At 32.5% G+C, this 22,140-nt stretch carries 22 protein-coding genes and 1 pseudogene; 17 read left to right on the top strand and 6 right to left on the bottom strand.

Annotation, left to right across the window (positions count from 1 at the left end; all coding sequences use genetic code 11):
- Positions 1-59 precede the first annotated feature (59 nt).
- The 12 genes and pseudogenes from AMD00_RS02625 (at position 60) to AMD00_RS02570 (ending at position 10,966) form a co-directional block, all read left to right on the top strand.
- Entirely contained in the window at positions 60-257 is a 198-nt protein-coding gene (locus tag AMD00_RS02625; protein WP_053415534.1) for a hypothetical protein, read from the top strand.
- A gap of 255 nt (positions 258-512) precedes the next feature.
- Positions 513-902: an NUDIX hydrolase gene (locus tag AMD00_RS02620; RefSeq protein ID WP_053415533.1), complete on the top strand. Its 390-nt coding sequence runs from the start codon at positions 513-515 to the stop codon at positions 900-902.
- Positions 903-1,309: 407 nt separating this feature from the next.
- Positions 1,310-1,897, top strand: coding sequence for a TetR/AcrR family transcriptional regulator (locus AMD00_RS02615; RefSeq protein ID WP_053415532.1), 588 nt, complete (start codon positions 1,310-1,312; stop codon positions 1,895-1,897).
- On the top strand, positions 1,890-2,975 hold the full coding sequence (locus AMD00_RS02610) for a DUF418 domain-containing protein (protein ID WP_281173024.1): 1,086 nt from the start codon (positions 1,890-1,892) through the stop codon (positions 2,973-2,975). Before AMD00_RS02615 ends, AMD00_RS02610 begins: the two co-directional genes overlap by 8 nt.
- 123 nt (positions 2,976-3,098) lie before the next feature.
- Positions 3,099-3,449 (top strand): hypothetical protein, encoded by a 351-nt coding sequence (locus tag AMD00_RS02605; protein WP_157059156.1) that lies wholly within the window; start codon positions 3,099-3,101, stop codon positions 3,447-3,449.
- A gap of 733 nt (positions 3,450-4,182) precedes the next feature.
- Positions 4,183-6,081, top strand: coding sequence for an endonuclease MutS2 (locus tag AMD00_RS02600; RefSeq protein ID WP_053415530.1), 1,899 nt, complete (start codon positions 4,183-4,185; stop codon positions 6,079-6,081).
- 374 nt (positions 6,082-6,455) lie between these two features.
- A complete protein-coding gene (locus AMD00_RS02595) occupies positions 6,456-6,992 on the top strand; it encodes an AAA family ATPase (protein ID WP_053415529.1) in 537 nt (178 codons plus the stop codon).
- 544 nt (positions 6,993-7,536) lie between these two features.
- Positions 7,537-8,058 carry a GNAT family N-acetyltransferase gene (locus AMD00_RS02590; protein ID WP_053415528.1) on the top strand — a complete coding sequence of 174 codons (522 nt, stop codon included), beginning with the start codon at positions 7,537-7,539 and terminating at the stop codon, positions 8,056-8,058.
- 352 nt (positions 8,059-8,410) lie between these two features.
- The gene (locus AMD00_RS02585) at positions 8,411-8,953 is read left to right on the top strand and encodes a metalloprotease family protein (protein ID WP_083446079.1); all 543 of its coding nucleotides are present in this window, start codon (positions 8,411-8,413) and stop codon (positions 8,951-8,953) included.
- 267 nt (positions 8,954-9,220) lie between these two features.
- Positions 9,221-9,844, top strand: a complete 624-nt coding sequence (locus AMD00_RS02580) for a hypothetical protein (RefSeq protein WP_053415526.1) — start codon at positions 9,221-9,223, stop codon at positions 9,842-9,844.
- A gap of 326 nt (positions 9,845-10,170) precedes the next feature.
- Positions 10,171-10,503 (top strand): hypothetical protein, encoded by a 333-nt coding sequence (locus tag AMD00_RS02575; RefSeq protein WP_053415525.1) that lies wholly within the window; start codon positions 10,171-10,173, stop codon positions 10,501-10,503.
- A gap of 209 nt (positions 10,504-10,712) precedes the next feature.
- Positions 10,713-10,966: pseudogene (locus AMD00_RS02570) on the top strand (HIT domain-containing protein).
- A 115-nt stretch (positions 10,967-11,081) separates the two neighbouring features.
- Here AMD00_RS02570 and AMD00_RS02565 read toward each other — a convergent pair.
- Positions 11,082-11,861 carry a hypothetical protein gene (locus AMD00_RS02565; RefSeq protein WP_245639421.1) on the bottom strand — a complete coding sequence of 260 codons (780 nt, stop codon included), beginning with the start codon at positions 11,859-11,861 and terminating at the stop codon, positions 11,082-11,084.
- Positions 11,862-12,168: 307 nt separating this feature from the next.
- Here AMD00_RS02565 and AMD00_RS02560 point away from each other — a divergent pair, with 307 nt between their 5' ends.
- Positions 12,169-12,624, top strand: coding sequence for a GNAT family N-acetyltransferase (locus AMD00_RS02560; protein ID WP_053415524.1), 456 nt, complete (start codon positions 12,169-12,171; stop codon positions 12,622-12,624).
- 719 nt (positions 12,625-13,343) lie between these two features.
- On the opposite strand, the gene AMD00_RS02555 is transcribed toward AMD00_RS02560, so the two are convergent.
- The 3 genes from AMD00_RS02555 to AMD00_RS22690 all read right to left on the bottom strand — a co-directional run bounded on the left by AMD00_RS02555 (position 13,344) and on the right by AMD00_RS22690 (position 16,227).
- Positions 13,344-13,631, bottom strand: a complete 288-nt coding sequence (locus AMD00_RS02555; protein ID WP_053415523.1) for a hypothetical protein — start codon at positions 13,629-13,631, stop codon at positions 13,344-13,346.
- Positions 13,632-13,759: 128 nt separating this feature from the next.
- The gene (locus AMD00_RS02550; RefSeq protein WP_053415522.1) at positions 13,760-15,574 is read right to left on the bottom strand and encodes a terpene cyclase/mutase family protein; all 1,815 of its coding nucleotides are present in this window, start codon (positions 15,572-15,574) and stop codon (positions 13,760-13,762) included.
- A gap of 281 nt (positions 15,575-15,855) precedes the next feature.
- Complete coding sequence (locus AMD00_RS22690) at positions 15,856-16,227, bottom strand: hypothetical protein (protein WP_083446078.1); 372 nt, start codon at positions 16,225-16,227, stop codon at positions 15,856-15,858.
- 284 nt (positions 16,228-16,511) lie between these two features.
- Between AMD00_RS22690 and AMD00_RS02540 the strand changes: the two genes are divergently transcribed.
- From AMD00_RS02540 to AMD00_RS02525, 4 genes are all read left to right on the top strand, one after another.
- Positions 16,512-17,129, top strand: coding sequence for an HAD family hydrolase (locus AMD00_RS02540; RefSeq protein ID WP_053415521.1), 618 nt, complete (start codon positions 16,512-16,514; stop codon positions 17,127-17,129).
- A 515-nt stretch (positions 17,130-17,644) separates the two neighbouring features.
- Positions 17,645-18,109 (top strand): GNAT family N-acetyltransferase, encoded by a 465-nt coding sequence (locus AMD00_RS02535; protein WP_053415520.1) that lies wholly within the window; start codon positions 17,645-17,647, stop codon positions 18,107-18,109.
- 558 nt (positions 18,110-18,667) lie between these two features.
- On the top strand, positions 18,668-19,030 hold the full coding sequence (locus tag AMD00_RS02530) for a hypothetical protein (RefSeq protein ID WP_053415519.1): 363 nt from the start codon (positions 18,668-18,670) through the stop codon (positions 19,028-19,030).
- 94 nt (positions 19,031-19,124) lie between these two features.
- Positions 19,125-19,598 (top strand): 8-oxo-dGTP diphosphatase, encoded by a 474-nt coding sequence (locus AMD00_RS02525; RefSeq protein ID WP_053415518.1) that lies wholly within the window; start codon positions 19,125-19,127, stop codon positions 19,596-19,598.
- A 188-nt stretch (positions 19,599-19,786) separates the two neighbouring features.
- Here AMD00_RS02525 and AMD00_RS02520 read toward each other — a convergent pair whose 3' ends face one another.
- Entirely contained in the window at positions 19,787-20,215 is a 429-nt protein-coding gene (locus tag AMD00_RS02520) for a hypothetical protein (RefSeq protein WP_053415517.1), read from the bottom strand.
- Positions 20,216-20,513: 298 nt separating this feature from the next.
- A complete protein-coding gene (locus tag AMD00_RS02515) occupies positions 20,514-21,770 on the bottom strand; it encodes an MFS transporter (RefSeq protein ID WP_245639420.1) in 1,257 nt (418 codons plus the stop codon).
- Between the last annotated feature and the right edge of the window lie 370 nt (positions 21,771-22,140).

The following is a 22,140-nucleotide window of genomic DNA, read 5'->3' as shown; positions in this document are numbered from 1 at the left end:
ATCTAACAAACGGGGCAGTTTGGTACAAGATAATAATTGATTATTGGGAGGTGCTTTTAATGTTAGAGATTGAGAAAGTGAAGAAAAGGATTCAACAATTAAGTGAATCAGAAGCTAAAACTCTTTTACTAATTATATATGCTAGATTGGATACTGCTATAAATGGAAGTGGCGGATATGAATTTATCCAACAAACAGCAAGAGATTTATATGATTTTTATTTCGAAATTCCAGAGAGTAAAGAATTGAAAAAATAATAAATCTTTATTGTGCTAAAGGGAGCTTTAGTACAAGATCTTTGAGCTGTTCAGACAGCTCTTTTTCTTATTCAACTAAAGGAGCAGGTTAGTTGAACAAGAAGGTTTTTTTGAATGGTGTTGAATAAGTTATAGTATGTAAACTTTTGAACAAAAGAAAAGGCGTTATATTGGGTGCTTTACTTTCAGGTGGGACTGGCACTTTTATAATGAACTAACGAAAAGGTTTGTTGAACAAGAAGCGGGAGGGATAAGATGAAAGAATGGTTTGGTTCTGCAGCAATTTGTATTAATGAGAACAAAGAAGTTTTGATGGTAAAAGGTAGTAACTCTGAATCTTGGGCTATTCCTTCGGGTGGTATTGAACAAGGAGAAACACCAGAAGAATGTTGTATTAGAGAAGTTAAAGAAGAAACTGGATATGATATTGTCATTGAGGATAGCCTGTTTATTAAAGAAACTGAAATTAAAGGTTATAAAGTAAAAACTTATTACTTCAAAGTGAAAAAAACTGGAGAAAGTGCAGGGATTAACGACCCCGATAACATTATTGTAGATGCTGGTTGGAAGTCACTTAGAGATATACAAAATATACAACACGCATATCTCGAGGACTTGGAAATTTTAGAGAAATTTTTGAAATAGAGATTATTATTTTGTATGTAATATTTTTACTAACGGGGGCTTTACTTGAAGATCATTGAGTTGCATATGCAGCTCTTTTTTCTTTATTGAACTAACGGGGCAGGTTAGTTCAATAAGGGGAATTTATGTTAGGGTACGTATAATAATATAAAACTCCCTGTATGTATTAAAAGTACAATAAAGAATTTAAACAAACAGTAGTCAAGCTTTATCGCTCGGGTACACCAGCCACGTTGCGCAACACAAAAAAATCAACTTGAGTGTGTCTGAAATCTTGACGTAGATCTAATGATTTATATGGAAGTTGTTATTATTTTTATTTAGGGAAATCTCTTTTTTACTTGAATTTTTAATTTTACCGCTTTATAATCTACCTAACGATAGGTAAAAAATGGGGGGGTACTTTTATGTCCAATAATACAAAAGAAGATATTTTAAATGCTACTTATATTTTAATTGCAGAGCAGGGAATTCAAAAAGCAAGTTTTGCACAGATTGCAAAATCGGTGGGTATCTCAAAGCCATCAATTTACTATTATTTCGAGTCAAAAGATGATCTAATCAAACAATTATTTGATTACTTCTGTACAGAAATTCATTTCAACAATTACTTTCGTGTAGAGGATTTTACAGCTGAAAACTTTGAAGATAAATTAGTCAACATTGGTGTTCAAATGATTCAGGACCAAAAACAAGATCCTTACTACGATAATGTAATGAAAGAGTTTTTGTCCCTCGCTGCACGAGATAAATATTATCATGATCATTTACTAGAAATTCAGTCATTCTATTTAAAGGGATTTGAGGAATTGCTCAAAAAGGCCTCAACTCTTTCAATAATTACAGGGGACGCTGTTGAAGAGAAAGCTCATATTTTAGCTTTAGTTCTAGATAATATCGGGAATCTAATAATGGAGAATGAAACAATCAATTACAAAGGTATTTGGATAACAGCGGTTAAGCTAGTTTTTTCGAAGGGTGATTTAAGTGAGTAAAGTTGCAGAACGAATAATTGGTATTGATGTTGCTAGGTCACTTGCAATGTTTGGAATGCTACTTATAAATTATTCAGTTATTACTGGGGTAGAAGGGAAAGGGCCATCTTGGCTAATTAAGTTGACTTCCCTAATTGAAGGTCGTGCTTCTGCTCTATTTGTTTTATTAGCTGGTATTGGGATAGCTTTGATGACAAAACGAACAAGAGAAAGTAGCAATAAAGAACAACTTCAAAAAGCACGCATATTCATTTGGAAGCGTGCGTTATTACTCTTTGTTCTTGGTATGGGGCTATATGTAATTGGGTGGACCGGTGACATTTTACATTATTATGGATTTTACCTTTTCTTTCTAACTTTCTTTATCGGTTTCAAAAAACGAACAAATATAATTATTGCAGGCGTTCTTATTTTGGTTGCTCAAGCCATCCAGCTAACCTATGACATGTTTACAGGATGGCAACCAAATGCTCTGTTTATGGAATACGTAGATTTTTGGTCGATAAGTGGCTTTACCCGTAACCTCTTTATCAACGGATATCACCCAATCTTCCCATGGTTTGCTTTTATTCTTATTGGGTTTGTCATTGGTTGCTATTCTTTGAAAGATGGGCGTATTCAAAGAAATCTTCTTGCCATTGGTTTTACATCGCTAGTCATTGCGGAGAGCGCTTCTGTTGTATTAATAAAACAATTAACACCTGTACTCACGAGTGAAGTTGCACAGTTTCTATTTAAAACGGGACCAATTTTACCGAGTGTGTTGTATATGCTTTCTGCAATAGGTTCTTCATTTATTATTTTAGTAATAATTCTAAAGGTTACTGAAAAAGCGCAAAGTTTTTGGTTATGGAAGGTTATCATACCATCTGGACAAATGACTTTAACACACTACATTGGACATATAGTAATTGGGTTATCAATTATATATATTCTAGGTCGAATCGAAAATCAACAACTCCCGTTTATTTATATTTTTAGTGCTGGTTTCTATATTGGTTCTGTGATATTTAGTGTTTTATGGAAATTAAAATTTGATCGAGGACCGATTGAATGGCTGGTACGAAAGCTTTCCTAAGAGGACTTTTCAAAATGGAGTTTTAGTCGTGCGGTTCAAATATCGGATAATGGTGACTTGATAGGACTCACAGAAGAAAGGAAGATTTTGCAAAAAACAACTGATGGGTGGAGCGAGATAACCATGCCGAAAAGTAATGATGAACCTTGGGATATGAAAGTGATTAAGAATAGGCTATTCATTACCACGCAAAGTGGAATTTGGACCCGAGATCTTCAAGGGGGAATTTGGAGAAACATTAAAGTTGAGGAAGAGGTAGTTAAATTTATTAAAAAAGGAGAGGAATTATTCGGATATACACATAGAGGTAAAGCTATTTACTCCATCAACACGAAAGATAAAAAAAAACCTGAAAAAGTGTTTGATGCGGTTGATTTCATCGTTCAGGATGTGGATATCACGGGAGATACTTTATGGATTGCAACTATACCAAATTATTCGTGGGAAGAAATGACGATTCCGCAGAAACGATAAAAATTTGAAGTGTATATCCATGAAAAAAGTATTGTGAAACATCTCACTTAAACTAACGGGTGCTTTACTTCAATAAGGAGTAGAGCTTTTTTCATATTGAACTAAAGGGGCAGTTTAGTTCAATAAAATTACGTAAAAAGAGTTATTACGCCCACTATAAACAACAGAATCTTTTAAAAATGATTCTAAACAGGAAAATTAATCGAGGCCGATGTATTCAAGTTATCCTAATTATTATAAGCTTCAACGACTTTACTGAAAAAGTTTAACTGGCTTATCCAAAGTTAATTTAGGATTAACAAAATGTTTGATATCTTTACAGTTCCTGTATCAATTAGTATAATAAATCCTGTAAAGTCGATTTCAATGAGCATATCAATTATTTTATAAGAGGTGCATTTGATGAGTGCGGTAGTTTGTTTCTAAATAAGTAAACTTTATAGGAAATAAGGAAGTTTTAACAACAGGGGATTTAAGTTAGTTTTACACCCCTTGTTTCGTTTTGGACTTATTTCCACTTATGAAGATACCTACCATACTTTACAAACAAGCGCATCACTTCATGATTAGAACTATCATTATTGATGGTTTTATTTATGTATTTTACTTTTGCATTGTAACGTAAGCTGCGGTATCCACCGCGGCTTTTTTATATTTATAACCAACTCATTGGAATTTTGCCGTTAGGTTTCTTCATTGCTCATCTATTAATCACATTGAGGAGAATGAAAACATGAATGAAGGTACTTTTGAAAAATTACAGTACAATGAACTAAAAGAGATCATAAAATCTTATTGCGTTAGCGGACTAGGCAAACAACTATTTGATAAATTAATTCCCAGTTCTAACTTAAAAGTAGTCAAACATCGATTAACCGAAACATCTGAAGCACGTGCCATTCTTGATGCAGGAGGAAACGTGCCTTTCATAGGTGTTTCCAACACTGGACATAGTATTGATAAATTAGAAAAAGGCATAATTTTAGACCCATCAGAGCTTTTAAGTATTTCCGATTTTTTAAGAGGCTGCCGAAAAATAAAAATTTTCATGACCAGTAAAGAACTTTTTGCTCCGACATTAGCGTCCTATGCTTATTCCATGACAGAATTCATGGAGGTAGAAGAGGAAATTAATTTTTCTATCAAAAATAATCAGGTCGACTCGTCCGCAAGCAAGGAACTCAAACGTGTTCGTTACCATATCCAAACAACTGAACAAAAAATAAAGGAGAGATTAAATAGATTCTTGAACAGTAGCGCTAATAGAAATTATATCCAGGAATTTTTAATTAGTGTCAAAGATGATCACTATACAATACCAATAAAAGCATCATACAAAAATCAAGTACAGGGAACCATAATTGAGATATCTTCTAGAGGTTCGACAGTCTTTATGGAACCTAGTGTGGTAGGAAAATTAAGTGTTGAATTAGCAACATTAAAATCAGAAGAGGCAATGTTAGAATATCAAATACTAGCTACTTTAACTGGGCTAGTGGCAGAAAATCTTCACCCTATTAATATTAATATTGAGCTTGTATCCCAGTACGATTTTATTTTTGCTAAAGCTAAATATAGCAGACATGTGGATGGGATTGAGCCAAATATAAATGATCATGGGAATATGAAATTAATAAATTGCAAGCATCCATTATTATCGGGTCATGTTATACCACTTCAATTTGAGATTGGAAGCAGTTTTCGTAGCTTAATAATAACCGGACCTAATGCAGGTGGAAAAACAATTGTGCTTAAGACAATTGGTCTTGTTACTTTGGCTACTATGTCCGGGTTTCATATCACAGCTTCGAAAGAAACCGAAATTGCAGTATTTGAGCGCATTTTTGTAGATATTGGCGACAATCAGAGTTTAGAAAATGCACTTAGCACGTTCTCTTCTCACATGAAGAACTTATCAGAGATTCTTCGATCAGTAAACAATAATACTTTGTTACTATTTGATGAGATTGGCAGTGGGACAGAACCAAATGAAGGAGCAGCGTTAGCAATCTCCCTCTTAGAAGAGTTTTATCTTAAAGGATGTATTACTGTTGCAACAACGCATTATGGAGAAATAAAACGTTTTTCCGAAATGCATAGTGACTTTATGAACGCTGCCATGCAATTTAATCATGAAACATTAGAACCATTATTTAAACTTCTCATAGGGCAGTCTGGAGACAGTAATGCATTATGGATCTCTAGAAAAATGAATATACCAGAAAATGTTCTAAAAAGAGCAGAAGATTATATGAAAAATAAAGAGTATCGAATGGAACGATTAAATGAAAGCAAAATCCCGAGACCAAAAGCAGTTGTTGAAAAAGCAAAAAATAATATCGACTATCAAAAAGGAGACCGTGTAAAACTGTTTGACCACGACGACTTTGGAATAGTGTACAAAGAAAAAGACAAATATTATAACATTACTGTGTATTATCAAAATCAATTTATTGAGGTAAACGAAAAACGATTGGCTCTAGAGTTAAAAGCTGTAGAGTTATATCCAGAAGGCTATGACTTAGACACTTTATTCATTGATTATAAAACCAAAAAACTAAATCATGATATTGAACGAGGTTCGAAAAAAGCACTTCGTAAAATCTATAAAGAAATTCGGGAAAATAAGTAAATAGAAAAAATCCTTGCTTTTTGAACGAAAAGCAGGGATGTTTCCTATTTTGGAAACTTAGAAATTGTTGTTGCGTATTTAAGTAACGTTTAGTAACCTAATAAAATTTATCCTATGTTGTAATGAAGGAATTTTGTTATGGCTATAATAAACAAAATATTACAATAGCCTTGTTAAACTAACGGGGTGCTTTACTTGAAGATCATTGAGTTGCATATGCAGCTCTTTTTTCTTTATTAAACTAACGGGGCAGGGTTTATTACTATTTTAAAATCACCTTAAAATAATTAATAAAGACCCTATTAACGCAAAATATTAAGTTTAGTAACATATCATAGTTAAAATAAATAATTCATTTCAAAGGAAGTGATTTTTTGAATACAAAAAGAACAGTCTTTTTGATAAGTGGTCCCCCTGGGGCTGGAAAGAGTACATTGGCTGATAAGATATGTAAAAGTATGGACGGGTTATGTGTACATATAGAGGGGGATCTGTTATACAATTTGGTAAAGAAAGGATGGGTACATCCTTGTGATGATCTCGATAATTTTTTTCTGAATGTCTTATGGGACAATATAGTTGCTCTGGTTGAAAACTTTACAAACAATAATATGAATGTAGTTACTGATTATGTTTTTTCTATAGAGCAGATATTTTCTGTTATAGATAGAATAAAGAATTTAGATATTAACATTAAGATAATAGTAATTAAAAGTGATATAAATATCCTAATTAATAGGGATAAAGAAAGAAGTGGAGTTGCGTACGTAGGAGAAGATAGAATTAGACAAATTGTTAAAGATTTTAATTCGAATAAATTTCCAGAAAGATTGATACTTGAAAATAATGATGCTGATTTAGGGGACCTTGTAAATATCGTTTTGAACGAAGGTAGGTTTACCGTGAATTAATTTGTAATATTAGCTTAAGGCATATCTTAATGAATCAAAAATCAAAACAAAAACTTTCTTAATCAATTAACGGGTGCTTTAGAGAAATTGTTGAGCAGGTCAGACAGCTCTTTTTTTATTGAACTAAAGAGACAGGTTAGTTGAAGAAGGATATACATTTAAAATGTTGAAATGGTATTATTTGGTTAGTTATGAATTTTTCTTAAATTAAGGTATTAATAGAGTGAATTTAATGAAAATACTAAGCAAATTACCCAAAAGTTATAGATTTAAAATATAGATTGATCATTTGTAATAAAGTCCGATAATTTGTAATAAAGTCCGATAATTTGTAAAAAGGTTTGATACAATCGCATTGACAAGATGGATTATGACAATTCAACAAACTGGCCATTTTACGGGACAAGGATTAGAAATCACAGGGGAAAAAGAGCTAGCATTGGTGAATATTTTGTGTACCATATTTCGGGAATTATAGAAATGATATTTGGAATGTTTTAGGCCATGTGTGGAAGTGGCTTGTCTTAGGAGAGGAGATAAAAAAATGATTGAATTACGAAAGATAACCGGGGATAACATAGATGAAGTAATTGCACTTGAAGTTGAAGAAAACCAGGAAGACTTTTTAGAAACTACTAACCTCAGAAGCTTTGCAGACGCTCATATGTTGAACGCAGACGGTATACCAGCGACTCCCCTTGCCATTTATGCCGATGAAGTTGCGGTTGGATTTTTGATGTATATTTATGATACGTTGGATCATGAAACATTTGAAAATGAAGTTTTTTACGGGAAGAAGAGCTATTTTATTTGGCATATTATGATTGGAATGAGTTACCAAGGTAAAGGATATGGCAAACTTGCTTTTGAAAAAATGATGATGGATATTGAAACTATGCCAGATGGAGAAGCAGAATATTTAACCCTCTTTTATCGAACAAGTAATGTCATAGCTAAAACATTATACGCTTCATTTGGTTTCGTAGATACAGGAATCATTCAGGATAATTCGATGTTGGCGATTAAAAATCTAGATTGGAAAATAACAGAATCTTTAGTAGAATAGGATCTCTCGGAAAGAAATGTAAGCTATCAATGTCTTGACCCATAATAAACACAAATATCCAGAAGAAAAAACCGATTTTGTTAACGCTGTCTTAGGAAAAATATAATATTTATACCGTAATCGGGCGCGATTTTTTTAGAATTACTAGGTAGAAAATGATCAAACTTTATTATAAAAATCGTATAGTATTTCACAAAGAATTAACCCGTTTTGATCAATCATTTTTCAAAACGAGTTCTTATCATTTAACTTAAAATATGGATTTTGGGGATATTTTAGATCAACTTAATTCCAAACCAAAAAAAGTAACCCACTTTTACATTTGGAATTAATTAAAAATAGCTGGATTCCAATGAAAGAACCTAAAATTTTAACAAGTGCTATTTTGTTATCTACCCCTTTAATGATTGTAGCAGCAATCATCTCTATTGGGATAATAAATATTTTTTCCAGTATTTCCTTGAGCGATTTTGGACTAACACCGGATGAAATATCAATAACAATTAACTTGAGTAGTATTTTTGGGTTAAATTTACTTTTGATACTTCACGAATTACTTCATTTGATTTTCATTCCGAATTTCACTAAATCAGAAAAAACATATATAGGATTTACGCTGTTCGGGGGTTTTGTGATAACAGAAGAAGAGATTTTAAAATCAAGATATATCTTCATTACAATTGGTCCTTTTATTATTATTTCAATAATTTTGCCACTTATATTAAGTGCATTTGGGCTATTAACAACGACATTAAAGTTCTTGATAATACTAAACTCAATGGCATTGTCAGTTGATATACTTAATCTTCTCCTTATAATTAAACAAGTCCCGAAAAATGCAATTTTAAAAAGTAATGGACCAAATACATATTGGAAAAATGTACAAATGAACTAAAAGTATAAAGAGAACGAAAATCATCTTATTTATTTAACTGGTGTAATAGTTTGGAATCAGAGTTGCATAGGCAGCTCTTTTTTCTTATTGAACTAACAATGCAGGTTAGTTGAACAAGGAAATTTAATTGAAGGTGTCGAAATACAAATATAGGTGTGAATAAAATAATGTATAAAATAGGGTTATATGGAGACTGTTTCAGGGCAATTAAAGAAGGGAAAAAGATGGTTGAGGTACGTTTAAACGATGAGAATCGGAGGGGTGTAAATGAAAATGAAATTTTTACTTGTCTCCACTATTGTTGTTATCATCATTGCAATTTTCGGGGTTCGTGAATTCGTTGATTTCACACATGTAAGCGACGGCGATAAATCAATAAACGATAACGTTACTGAAGTCGTTGTGGAAGCAAGCGAACCCGAATTTTATGACGCAGAATTGGGAGAATGGGCTTCGAAAATGAACGCAATGCTTTCCGAACCGATGGACGACCCAAAATTGAAGGAAGCGAACAGCGATGAAGGTTTCGAATATTACTTGAAGGCACAAGAAGTCATTAGGGAATTTCCGAAACAATTGATTAAAGAAAGCAATGAAATCGAAAAGGAACATTCGAATTTGTTCCTTCTATCAAGTTACATCTCACATATTCAATTCGTTCGCTCGGCACATATAGGCCCTAATGGTAAAGCGAAGGAATCAACAGAACTTGCTGACCAATGGAAACCGACCGATGAATACATGCGTCAAGCATTCGAATATATGAAGCAAATTGTGAATGATATTGACGTTGCGGTCAACCATAACGGAGAAGGCGAAATATATGGTGTTTCGTATCTATTGAACGGCGAAAAAGTTGCCGAAGTTGAAAAATTTATCAATGGGATGTAATAGCTAAGACGACGAAAACTTTTCGTCGTCTTTTTTTAAAGATAAGAAAGTATACAAAAGGTTGTTTTTGAAAGATTGTTGTTATTCAACTCCCATGAAAGAACTTAATTCTCTTTCATTTTCTGTGATGAAGTACTGATTGTTGCGCTTCATGGATGGCTAACGGGTGGCTATACTTCAATAAGGAGTAGAGCCTTTTCCTTATTGAACTAACGGGGCAGATTGCTTTAAGAGGAATAATGGTTGAGCTGTTGAGATTGGAATGGAATCGTATTAGCTCTATCTATATTTTTTGTTTATCATTATAGAAAATAAGAGGTGTACTTATGAAAAAATATATTTTTATTATTTTTGTTTTTTTATTAGTATTTATCGGGATTTTCTGGTATTCAGAATATAAAAAAGTAGAAGATTTTAAAAATGAAGTTGTAGAATATTTAAATAAGAAAGGATTTACTCCTGAAGAATACTCTACACCTAAATATGTTAAATATGAAGTTATGAAAGGACTTAAAGTAGATACCATAGAAATCATTTTCTACGAGGAAAGAAATTACACTTATTCATATATGAGAACAGCAGATGGAATTGAGTTTGCTCACGTAATAAATGAGGATACTGGTGAAAGAGATTATGATAAAGGAGAGCCTATTAAATAAGGCTTCATAAAGGGATAAATCTTATTCAACTAACGAGGAGCTTTAGTTGAAGATCATTGAGCTGCTTATTCAGCTCTTTTTTTATTCAATTATTACGGAGCAGGCTTTTGTAAGAAGAAAGTAGAATAAGTTAAAGTGAAAATTATAATCTATGGGGGTTATATATTGTGACTGAAGATTTTTATTGTGATGAAGTATTAAGCGGAAAAATGCAAGTAAATAAAGTGATGGAGATAGAAAATGTATTAGCCTATTATCATACAAAACCTTTTTATCCAGTACATATTGTTGCTATACCTAAAAAGCACATCCCTTCGTTAATAACATTAGAAGAAAGTGATAGTGAATTATTACTCGAGATACTGAGAGTAATAAAAAAAGTTGCTACTATGGTGACAGATGAAAACGAAGCTGAGTTATTACAAACTTAGGTGAATATCAGGATTCAAAACATCTCCATTGACATATAGTCTCTGGAAAACCATTGAGATAGTATTTTAATTAACCGGGCAGGTTAGTTAAATAAGAATGATTGTATAAAATAACAGCCTTCACAAGTAAGTTGATAAGGCAAAGGTTCACTCCTTTTTAGATTTTTCACGTTCATTTCTTTGTTTTTGCTTTAACCAATAATTGGGTGATTCATAACGAATTAAAGAATAATCAAGTTCATCTCCATTAGTTGCTAACTGAACTAACAAAAATTTCTCCTTATTACTTGGGTGTATATCTGCAATTTTAATGTTTATAACTTCTACTCCTGTTCGTTTAGGTGTTCCAACAACAACAACTTGATTTCCTTTTGTATAAACATCTGTGATATTTGTTTGAAACATAACTATATACAGGTCAAGGTCTGTTTCATTTATATCAGTAGGAAAAGAAATACCTACATTCTGTGTAAAATTTAATTCTTCTGAAATCTCAATGGCATAAAAAGGGAATATGCGGTGAAGAGAATAGTGTATTCGAGAAGGAATATAGCTCCATCTTCCAGTCGTGCTATGCCAGTCTTCTTCATATATTGGTCTAATATAGTTCGGTTCGCTTTTTATTATTTTGAAAGGGATTTTTGTTCCTTCTTTTAACACTTCTGAAATAGGGATGACATCGGTAGGGAAATGCACCTCTGTTCCTTTTTCAAAAGGGAAAGGTGAATCAAGAATGGTGGTAGGTTCAGGTGGTTCGAGGCTATCTAAACGTTGTTTCAATTCCTGAATCCGTTTGTATTCACTTTTATCACTATTCGATTGCGAGATGGATGACTCTATCAATTTTGTATTTAAGGACTGGCTGTAAACAAACAAGCTTAAAATAATTGAAAAACAAATAATATAAACAATCCTTGTTTTTAACATATTCTAATCACCTCAGCCTATTATCTGCTTTTACGAGGAAGCTATGCGCAAGATTTCTTATTAAACTAACAGGGTCTTTAGTTGAACAAGACTGTGGATCTTATCAATAACTAATGGATTTAAATCGCCAGCGCTAAAATGTGGTCAAAAGAACATCTATGTATTTCTTAGATTATGGAAATTAGAAATATATTATAATGAGATATTATTTGGGAAACAAATTATAACCGTTGAAGAGAGTTAAATTATCTTCAACTAACGAGGCAGAATAGTTTAAAAAAAATTACGTAATTTTTGGAGGATACACATGGAGAAATATGAGATAAAACAAATAAATAATCTGTTGAATTTTGATATTGATGGTTTAGTAAAGCAAAGCAAAGCAGATGGTTTTCGTTTTGTAGAAAGATTAGTAAATGACTATAAAAATGGCAGTAACACCTTTAACCATATTGGAGAAGGTTTATTTGGCGTGTTTAATGAAGAAGGTGTCCTTGTTGCTATTGGTGGATTAAATAAAGATTCATTTTCAAATGAACAGTCTATTGGTAGGCTGAGAAGGTTTTATGTAAGCAAAGCATATAGGAGAAACGGTATAGGAAGCCTTTTGGTAAAAAGGATAATTGAAGAAGCAAAAAAATATTATAAAATTATTGTGCTTCATACAGATACGGAACAAGCTGATAAATTTTATTCTTCTATAGGTTTTTCAAAGAAAACTCTTTATCCAAATTCAAGTCACTTTATGGAGTTTAAAAGCTAAAGTGTTACTAAACTATCTTAGGCTTAGATGATATTATAGCGATGGGATTGAGTTCTATGCTTGTTCTTGTGTTGAAGTTCAGATTGCGGGGAAGAGTTGCTTAGGCAGCTCTTTTTTCTTATTGCACTAACGGGGCAGGATAGTTCAATAAGAAAAGCCAGCGATTAGTAAGTGCTGGCTTAATTTTGATTTATTTAATTGTAGTAGTTATCGATAAAAATGGGCTTATAACTCAGGAGATGTATTTAAGGGAAATAAACTACTAATAGTCCTCACAAGGTATGCTCAGAATGAAAATATTTATCGTAGTTCTGTATACTATGTTTTTAAGGTCTTTCTGCGGTTTGAAAAATCTTGTAACTCCTCCGACATATCCAGAACCTGACTTTTTTTTGTTAAGATATATAGTTTTATAAGGTTTCGCACTCTTAATTTTTTTATAGGATAATTTTCTTTAGGGTTCTTTAATTGATTTAAAGCATGGTAATCCATTTTATTGCGTTATTCGTACAGAGAATTCACAACAATTTGCAAGTGTCCTCAGTCAATTAAAGAATATGCTAGGTTAAATTATTGAGAGTGTGCATATTATGGAGGAATGAATTAAAAATAAATTTTGAGGTAAATAAAAAAAGGATTATCTTCTGGAAAAAAAGATTATTAATCAAAATATTCTTTTGCAAGAATATTTTGATTAATAGTTTTAAATGTGTTTCAGTTTACCGCAAACCGCCCCTAACAATACCCCACATCCTTCTTCGATGTGCTCTGTTTAGAGGATCAACTCCACAATTCATAAGCCATTGTGCTGCATTATCTCTCTGAGCTTTTGTTATAGGTACTCCACAGCAGTCAGATAGACGATCAACAAGACCGTATGCACCTGCGGGACATCTTAACTGACGATAGTTGCATGATCTAAGATGTCCACATACACGACGGAAACAATGGGGGTTTTTAATTCTTTGTCGGAAAACACCCATTAAATTAGGGTCAATATTGGCCATTGACAAAAACCTCCTTTCAAATAAAAGTAAATTCCAGAAATAAAGATTGGAACAATATAGTATATGAGATGAAAAAGGAAGGGGGTAGATAGATTAACTATATTTTTCAAAAAAAATCCAATAATGAACTAATTGTATTTTTTTAAGTAATGGCTCAATGTAACCAAAGGCCATACGTATTGATAGCTGTGATAGTGTATATAAAAGTGTCCTGGTAAACCTGCACCTGTAGGATATGTGATCCGACTAGTTTCTGTATTTTGCCATTCTAAAATTCTTTTAACTCCTTCTATGATTTCTTTTGTAGGAAACTCAGAGCTAGAAATTAATGCATCAACCGCCCAACAAGTTTGTACTAGTGTAGAATAGGGTAAAGGAATATATTCTCTATGAAAATCACTCTGGCATGATTCACCCCAGCCTCCGTCAGATTGTCTTATATTTAACAACCAATCTTTTGCTTTCTGGATTGTTTGATGATCAGATGAAACTCCTACTGCTTTTAAGCCTGTGACAGCTGCCCATGTACCATAAATGTAAGATATCCCCCAACGTCCGTACCATGAACCATCTTTACTTTGATTCTTTATTAGCCATTTTACACTGTTCATTACACGAGGATGCTGCTTAGTCAAATTTAAATGATTCCCTAGAAATTCCAATGTCCTGCCGGTGATGTCAGCAGCAGAAGGATCTATAGCAGTGTCTTCAAAATTCTGTATGGGGAAAAACCATTTAATGTATGCGGGACTATTTTTTTTAAATGCTCCCCAGCCTCCGTCATTGTTTTGCATGGTTAATAACCAATTAACTCCCGAATTCCAGGCCATACGAAATTCAGAATGACTACATGTGAAATTAGATAGTGCCCTTAATACCGCTTGTGTATCATCAACATCAGGATTAATGGAGTTGCTTTCTGAAAAACCCCATCCTTTATTAGAGTGTTTGTGTTGTAATTCCATTAAGAAGTTCGAAGCTAATTGGATAGATGGATCCTTAATGGTAAGACCCGATTCTTGTAAGGAATAAGAAATTAGGGCAGTGTCCCAAACAGTCGAAGGAGAGTTTTGAATATGAAAAACATCTCCTTTTTCGTATAAAAAAGATCTAATTCCTCTAATAGCATTTTTAATAATAGGAGAAGATTTTTTATAACCTAGAGAAAGTAGTGCATAAATCATAAAAAATGTAGAACTTGAGTAACTATATAATGTCCCATCCTTTTCAATGCAATTATATATATGTTGTTCAGCTTTTAGCCTCGTAGATTCTTTATAAGTAGGTAATTTCTTTTTAAATAAATTAAACCATCTTTTTTCCTTTATAAGTGCTTTAGATTTCTTTTTAGATAAAAATAAATGCTGTAAATCAGGCGTCCATTTATTAGTAATTACAAATTTATCGTGTCCTAATATTAAGATAGGAAGAAAGTGTGCTTGTACGTATGAGCTAAAATTATAAAAATTAAATGTTAGAAACTTTGGCATATTCAAGATACTAAGTGGGATAGGAAATAGTCTTGGCCAAGGGTATAAGTTGGTAATAGCTAGTAAACACTTCGTAGAAATATGACTTTTTTCAAGTCCTCCATTGTTCACAATAAATTGTTCACTTAATTTCATCGACGGATCATCTTTATTCAAATGTCCAGAAAATAAAAGAGCTGTATATGCTTCAATTGTTGCAGATAAATTGCCTTTTTCATCATCATAAAGCTTCCAAGCACCGTTATTTTGTTGTTGTTGAAGTAGACGTGCAACAAGTTTCTTTATAAGATTCTCATCATCATAATCTAATACTCTTAACATGATAATCATATTTGCATCGGTCATTGGTCCACTTTCAAAACAAAATCTCCACGAACCATCATTATATTGGTCTTGCTTCAGATTTTTAATAATTTGTTGTATTTTTTGGTTAATCTCATTTTTTAGATTCATTTAAGTTTTACAACCTCTCCACTTGTATTTGTTAAATTGAAATGCAATTAAGGTATCTTATGATGAGAGTTATAAAGATTAATAGACAAGTGCGGAGAATTGGTGAGCGGGAGAGTTAAAATTACATAAATTACCCAAAATTCTATTTTTAATGGAATTAGCCCGTATAAACTAATAATCTATCTTATCCATAACGGGAGTTGATTTGATGGTCACTGTATTGTTAGGAGCATTATTAGAAAAAGCCGATGTCCCATTTATAAGAGAACATCGGCTTTTCACTATCTAAATAAACCCATAAAAGATCCTAATTGTCTCATCATATTATATCCATTCTTTATGGTACCGGCGTGACCCATAATTGTGTTGATGTGGTTCGGCAGGTTTCCTAAAATACCTGGAGATGAATTGTTAGGGGACATGAAAGATGGGTTCCTTCTATTGTCGTAATTTTGGCCAAACTGTTGTCCTTGGTAAGGGGGTCCAAATTGTTGTCCTTGATAAGGAGAGCCAAACTGTTGTCCTTGGTAGGGGGCTCTAAATTGTTGTCTTTGATAAGGAGAGCCAAACTGTTGTCCTTGATAAGGAGGGCCAAATACTTGTCTATTTCTTGGAGGAAAGGATCTTCCTGGAACTGGTGAAAAAAGCGGCATATACTCACCTCCTAACAGAGTAACCTATCTATAATATATGGCAGTATGCTGTTTGGAATTAGACTTTAATGAAATAATTAATAATAAGTTTTAACTAAGCTTAAATAACTCTGCTGATAATGATAGTTATGAGATGATATTCGTTTAGAAGTTCTTCAACTCATGAGGGCTTTAGTAAGGATCTGAGCTGTTCAGGTAGCACTTTTTTTTTAACAAACGGGTCAGGTAGTGTTGTTTAACTTGTGTTCAACAATCGAATTAGACCATTTTAAGGAGGAATAAAATTGTTTAAATGTGTGATTTTTGACTTGGATGGAACCATTTTAGATACAGAAAAAGCTATATTAAAATCTCTACAAAAAGTCCTGAGGGAAGAAGGCAAAGATTATCAATTAGAGGATTTAAGATTCGCTTTGGGAATACCGGGAAAAGAAACACTACGAAGACTGAATGTGATTGACGTAGAACGTGTACATCCAAAGTGGGCACAGATTGTATTAGAATTTTCCCAAGAAGTACAAATGTTTAAAGATATAAAAGAAATTATTAAAGCTTTATCAGAAAGTCCCATCAGAACTGGTATTGTAACATCTAAAACAAGGCAAGAATTAATTGATGAATTTGAACCATTTGGATTGAGTTCCTTTTTTGAACACACTATTTGTGCAGATGATACCGAAAATCACAAACCACATCCTGAACCTCTATTAGTTTGTTTAGAGGGGTTGAATGCAACTAAAAATGAAGCAATATACATTGGAGATTCCATATATGATATGCAATGTGCGAATAGTGCTGGGGTGAAGTTTGCCCTTGCTTTATGGGGTTCTAAAACAACTAAAGGTTTTGAATCGGCAGATTATGTGTTAAATGCGCCTATAGATATTTTGAATATAATATAGCTGAAAAAAGTGGTGTGTAAAATTGAAGATAAATAGCTTCAACAAACAGGCGCGATTGTTTAAAAAGCGTTCCTGTTCTTATTAAACTAACGGGGTGCTTTACTTGAAGATCATTGAGTTGCATATGTAGCTCTTTTTTTCTTTCTTGAACTAACGGTGCAGGTTAGTTCAAGAAGGAAAGGATGTAGCTAATTTAAAAATATAAATCTAACAAAATAGGTTTATTTTGGTGACAAAGAGAATTGAAATAAGATAAACTTATCTGTATAAATGAACTTAAATCCATTTACAAACATAGTGATAATTTTTTTTATTTTTTACTGCCAAAAGGAGGAATAGAGTGTGAATAACTTTAATTTCAGTGTTCCATGGATTACTTTGTAAAGTAAAACCGGGAATTATTAGATAATCATTTGTCTTTTACTATCTAAATAACTGCTAAGTTTACTTTACTTACTTATTTTAAAGAATTAAATCAAATAAATTAGCGGTATTGTTAATTAAGGGGAGATAAAATGATTAAGTTAGAAAAATTTAATAATCAAGAATTTGAAAAGTATTTAGACTTTATGATTCCGAATTATGCTAAAGAAATTTCGAGTAATTACACTCTTTCTCTAGATAAAGCAATAGAAGAATCTGAAATGATGATGAAGGGTATATTTTCTAATGGGTTATCTACAGAGGGTCAATTTTTATACAATATCTGGGACACTGACGTGAAAACAAAAATAGGAATTCTCTGGTATAGTGTAAATACGGAAATTGATCGGGCATACCTATATCATATTTATATTGAAGAAGCGTTTAGAAGAAAAGGCTACGGAACTAGAGTTTTAGAGGAACTGCAAATTAGAGTAAAAGAACTTGGTATGAACTCTCTTGCTTTAAGTGTATTCGGCAGCAACGATGCTGCAGTGAATCTTTATAAAAAGTTGGGTTATACGACCTCCTCGATTTCAATGCATAAGATAATTTAATCTTGTTAAATTCAATTAAAACATATTCTTAAAAATGGGTATGAAAACATTAATTATATCAGGGGCTTTCAAAGAAAAATGATTAAATATTTTGGATTTTTATGAGTAAAAGTTGTTATTATTAATTTTAAGAAGTTCATATTAAGTTAATCGGGGCTTTACTTCAATAAGGAGTAAAGCCTTTTTCTTATTGAACTAACGGGGCATCGCGACTTCTTTTTCTGAAGTTAACTTAAATTTAAAATACATTTCCTTGTTACTTCTTGTTACTTCTTGTTATCTCCCCTGTATAATACTTCCATATTTTATCGTTTTCGCTGTTTGTTGCGTGTTAAAAATGATTGTATATAAATTAATTGATAAGATATTTGATAAATTCATCAATTTTATCAAAAACAACATAAGTGGAAGCAGTGATAAAAACTAGTATGAAAAACAAGCATCTTAGGAATTTGCCATAATACATTTACCAAGCTGTATATGGAGTGGTATTATTTTCTAGATTAGGTTTATATTTTAGTGTAAACGGAGGAGTAGTTATCAAAAAGGTGATGTATTATGATTAGGAAAAAAAATCCAAATATACTTAAAAAGTTAATTTACGGACTTCTATTGGCTCTAGTTATCATATTTGCTTATCAATATCAAAAGCCAATTTTAGAAACAGGTCTTGTGTTAGCAAAAGTCGAAGAACACATTAAAAATCAAGAAATTGGAGGAAAAAATTTTTTAGATATTAAAATAAAAGATCTCTCACCAAAAGATATAGATATGTTCTTAACTAAAAAAGAGGGGTTTTTTAATCGTTTAACAAATCAACAACAATGGCATATTACTGTTGATTATAAAGGGAGCAGCCCAACAATTGTTTTAGATGCTTATAACGGGAAATTCATACGTACATATGGCCAATTAGATTAAAGGCTTAACCTGTGCCCATATTCAACTCAATGATGGTTAGTTTTAAAAAAGTATATATATGGTGGTGTTTATATAAAAAGTTAGGGAGGGAATTATGAGTAATTCCATTAATTATAAAATGTGGACTGTTTGTATGATTCAAAGTGAAGAAAAGGTTTTACTTCTGGATAGACAACACGACAATTTCAAAGGATTTATTCCACCAGGTGGTAAAGTTGAGTTTCCTGAAAGTATTGTAGAGAGTGCTATCAGAGAGGTAAAAGAAGAAACTGGGTTAGAAGTTAGAAACCTTATTTATAAAGGACTTTATGAATATGTTAATCCAGTCGCTAAAGATAGATATATGATATTTAATTACATAACAAAGGAATTTGAGGGTGAACTCTTGGAAGATGCTCCAGAGGGGAAAGCAGTTTGGGTAGATATAGAGAAAGCATTTAAACTGCCTATGCAGACATCAATACGGAGAAGATTTCCTTTATTTTTTAAAGATGGGACATTTGAAATTCAAGTTGAATGGAATCACGAAGAAAATAAAGAAGGGAAAGTTACTATACGAAATACATAAAACTTCTTTTTCATCTAACGAAGACTTTAGTAGAAAATCTAAGAGCTGTCTGAACAGCTCTTTTTTTCATATTCAACTAACAGGTGCTTTACTACACTAAGGTGTAGGACCATTAATGTGTTCCCAGCCTAATGGAGAAATATATTTCAATAATTTTTCATTAGGGTGGGAATTAAATAACTATAAAACTAATCTTTTTTTACTGTATATCTAACCTGTTTAAAGGTTACTGTGTCTCCATCTTCAGTATCATCTATAGTTTGAAAAAGTTGAACTTTTGGCTTGTAGTCCGTCCTATGAGCATCTTTGATACCATTAATGTCAAGTTTGTAAGATTCATTATTTTTTATTTTTTGTTCAAATACTTTTTTATTGGCAACAAAAATAAAGGTCACTTTATTTTCATCAATTCCCTCAGTCATAAATTCTAATTGATTATCTTTTGTTGTAATCGTTGATGTTAATAATTCAATACTTCCGTTTCCAGTTGATTGTTTAGTAGCAATTTCAATAGCGGCTCTATCACTGGAATCTAAAGAATCTTCTATTATATCTGAACATCCGGATAATGTGATTCCAGCAAATAGAATAAAATTTAATCCAATTATCTTTTTCATAAGAGCATCCTCCCAAAAAAATTAATTTTCGTCAGCAAGGGAATGAATTGTCATACCCAACTCGTTTACGTAGAAAATAGAAAATCATATGTAAACTTATAACAATTATACCATAATGAGATGGGTTTATTTTGGCGTTTTGACGGGACCCCTATATAGATAATTCTTATGATCAAATTATAGAAAAATGTACTTAAAACAAGGATGGAGAATTATATCATAAGTAAAATTCTTAAGTAAAATTTACATTTCTTATTCAACTAACGGGGCAGGTTAGTTGAATAAGCTTGAGACGAAATTACTTCTGTATAATCTCCTTAGTGAGACGGTAGGTAGCTATCCAAAATACAAGAGCCAAAGTACTGACAGAGACAGCAAATAAACACACCCCATTCCAACCATAATTTGCGTATATGTTGGTTGAAATTATGGAACCCGCGGCACTGCCAACGGAATAAAAAACCATGTATGCAGCAGTAAGCCGACTTCTTGCATCAGGACGGACTGTAAAAATCAAACTCTGATTGGTGACATGAACTGCTTGTATAGCAAGGTCAAGAAGGATAATGCCAATAACTAATACGAGAATGGAATAGTTAATAAAGTAAATAAAGAACCATGATGTTATTAGTAACACTAATGCTACAACCGTTGTAAGTTGCCCTAATCCTCGGTCAGATAATCGCCCAGCCCGTGCTGCAGCTAATGCTCCAGAAACTCCAGCCAGACCAAATGCTCCAATAGCAGTATGTGAAAATGAGTAAGGTGGAGAACTTAACGGTAACACCAATGAAGTCCAAAAAGTACTAAAAACAGTAAAAATCAAAAGTGCCAATATCCCTCGAATAAGCAGAATCCTTTCTTGTACAAATAACATTAGAACAGAATGTAACAACTTTGGGTAGGATAGAGATGGACGCTTGTAAACCGTTCTCGGAAGTTCTTTGTGTAATAAGCCAATCAAAATCAGAATTAAAACGGCTGAAGAAAGGTAGACAGAACGCCAGCCTCCAAGATCAGCCATTATGCCAGCAAACGTCCTTGCCAGTAAGATTCCAATGACAATTCCACTTATAACGAAACCAACTACTCGTCCACGCTCAGCAGGAACAGCCAACGTTGATGCGTATGCGACGAGAGTTTGTGTAACAGTGGCAAGCAAACCTACCACTGCAATACCAATGAAAAACACTATACTGGTAGGAGCTATACCAACAACAACTAAAGCAACAACTAACATTAACATTTGACCAATAATCACATGTCGTTGATTCAATAAATCACCCAGAGGGACCAATAACAGCAGTCCTAATGCATAACAAATCTGAGTAATTGTAATTACGATTCCAATAGTCGAGGGGGTAATAATGAATTCAGTAGCTATTGAATCGAGTAATGGATGGGCGAAATAGATATTAGCAACAGCCATACCACAAGCTATTGCTAATAATAGTTCTGTATATCGAGACATTGTTGAACTGGATACTAATTGTAACTCATCCGTTTCTGTAGCAAACTCTTCAGTAAATTTTATATTTTTATCGTTACTTTCCAATTTAGTACATCTCCTTTTCATTAATCTTACCGATAAGTATAATATACCAATCGGTATAAAATGATGCTTTTTAAGCATAATCATAACTTATTTAGGTGTCAAGATAGTTTTGAACATTATCTACTGTTCATCAAAGAATTTGGTCAATGACACTTGAGGTTATGTGCATATACTAAATTATTTCAATTGGAGAGTTTAAATGAAAAAACAACCCAATATTGACAAAAAGGATATAAATAAATAAAATTAAAATATACCGATTGGTATAATTAAAGGAGGCTTTAATATGATTGGAAAAGGAAAACTTGATAGGGGCCTAGCAATTGATGAATTGAATCAAACAATAGATATAAATGAGTTGAGAGATGAA

It is taken from the genome of Viridibacillus arvi, from assembly GCF_001274945.1.
GTDB lineage: Bacteria > Bacillota > Bacilli > Bacillales_A > Planococcaceae > Viridibacillus > Viridibacillus arvi.
Note: the sequence above shows the minus strand (reverse complement) of the source record. Positions and strands in the feature narration are given on the sequence as shown.

Coding starts and splice junctions, on each gene's coding strand:
- AMD00_RS22690 (WP_083446078.1), bottom strand. CDS start 16,227: ATGCCGCTTTTTTCACCAGTTCCAGGAAGATCCTTTCCTCCAAGAAAT.
- AMD00_RS02565 (WP_245639421.1), bottom strand. CDS start 11,861: ATGTTAAAAACAAGGATTGTTTATATTATTTGTTTTTCAATTATTTTA.
- AMD00_RS02600 (WP_053415530.1), top strand. CDS start 4,183: ATGAATGAAGGTACTTTTGAAAAATTACAGTACAATGAACTAAAAGAG.
- AMD00_RS02560 (WP_053415524.1), top strand. CDS start 12,169: ATGGAGAAATATGAGATAAAACAAATAAATAATCTGTTGAATTTTGAT.
- AMD00_RS02525 (WP_053415518.1), top strand. CDS start 19,125: ATGAGTAATTCCATTAATTATAAAATGTGGACTGTTTGTATGATTCAA.
- AMD00_RS02550 (WP_053415522.1), bottom strand. CDS start 15,574: ATGAATCTAAAAAATGAGATTAACCAAAAAATACAACAAATTATTAAA.
- AMD00_RS02615 (WP_053415532.1), top strand. CDS start 1,310: ATGTCCAATAATACAAAAGAAGATATTTTAAATGCTACTTATATTTTA.
- AMD00_RS02620 (WP_053415533.1), top strand. CDS start 513: ATGAAAGAATGGTTTGGTTCTGCAGCAATTTGTATTAATGAGAACAAA.
- AMD00_RS02625 (WP_053415534.1), top strand. CDS start 60: ATGTTAGAGATTGAGAAAGTGAAGAAAAGGATTCAACAATTAAGTGAA.
- AMD00_RS02575 (WP_053415525.1), top strand. CDS start 10,171: ATGAAAAAATATATTTTTATTATTTTTGTTTTTTTATTAGTATTTATC.
- AMD00_RS02580 (WP_053415526.1), top strand. CDS start 9,221: ATGAAAATGAAATTTTTACTTGTCTCCACTATTGTTGTTATCATCATT.
- AMD00_RS02590 (WP_053415528.1), top strand. CDS start 7,537: ATGATTGAATTACGAAAGATAACCGGGGATAACATAGATGAAGTAATT.
- AMD00_RS02605 (WP_157059156.1), top strand. CDS start 3,099: ATGCCGAAAAGTAATGATGAACCTTGGGATATGAAAGTGATTAAGAAT.
- AMD00_RS02585 (WP_083446079.1), top strand. CDS start 8,411: ATGAAAGAACCTAAAATTTTAACAAGTGCTATTTTGTTATCTACCCCT.
- AMD00_RS02555 (WP_053415523.1), bottom strand. CDS start 13,631: ATGGCCAATATTGACCCTAATTTAATGGGTGTTTTCCGACAAAGAATT.
- AMD00_RS02520 (WP_053415517.1), bottom strand. CDS start 20,215: ATGAAAAAGATAATTGGATTAAATTTTATTCTATTTGCTGGAATCACA.
- AMD00_RS02530 (WP_053415519.1), top strand. CDS start 18,668: ATGATTAGGAAAAAAAATCCAAATATACTTAAAAAGTTAATTTACGGA.
- AMD00_RS02535 (WP_053415520.1), top strand. CDS start 17,645: ATGATTAAGTTAGAAAAATTTAATAATCAAGAATTTGAAAAGTATTTA.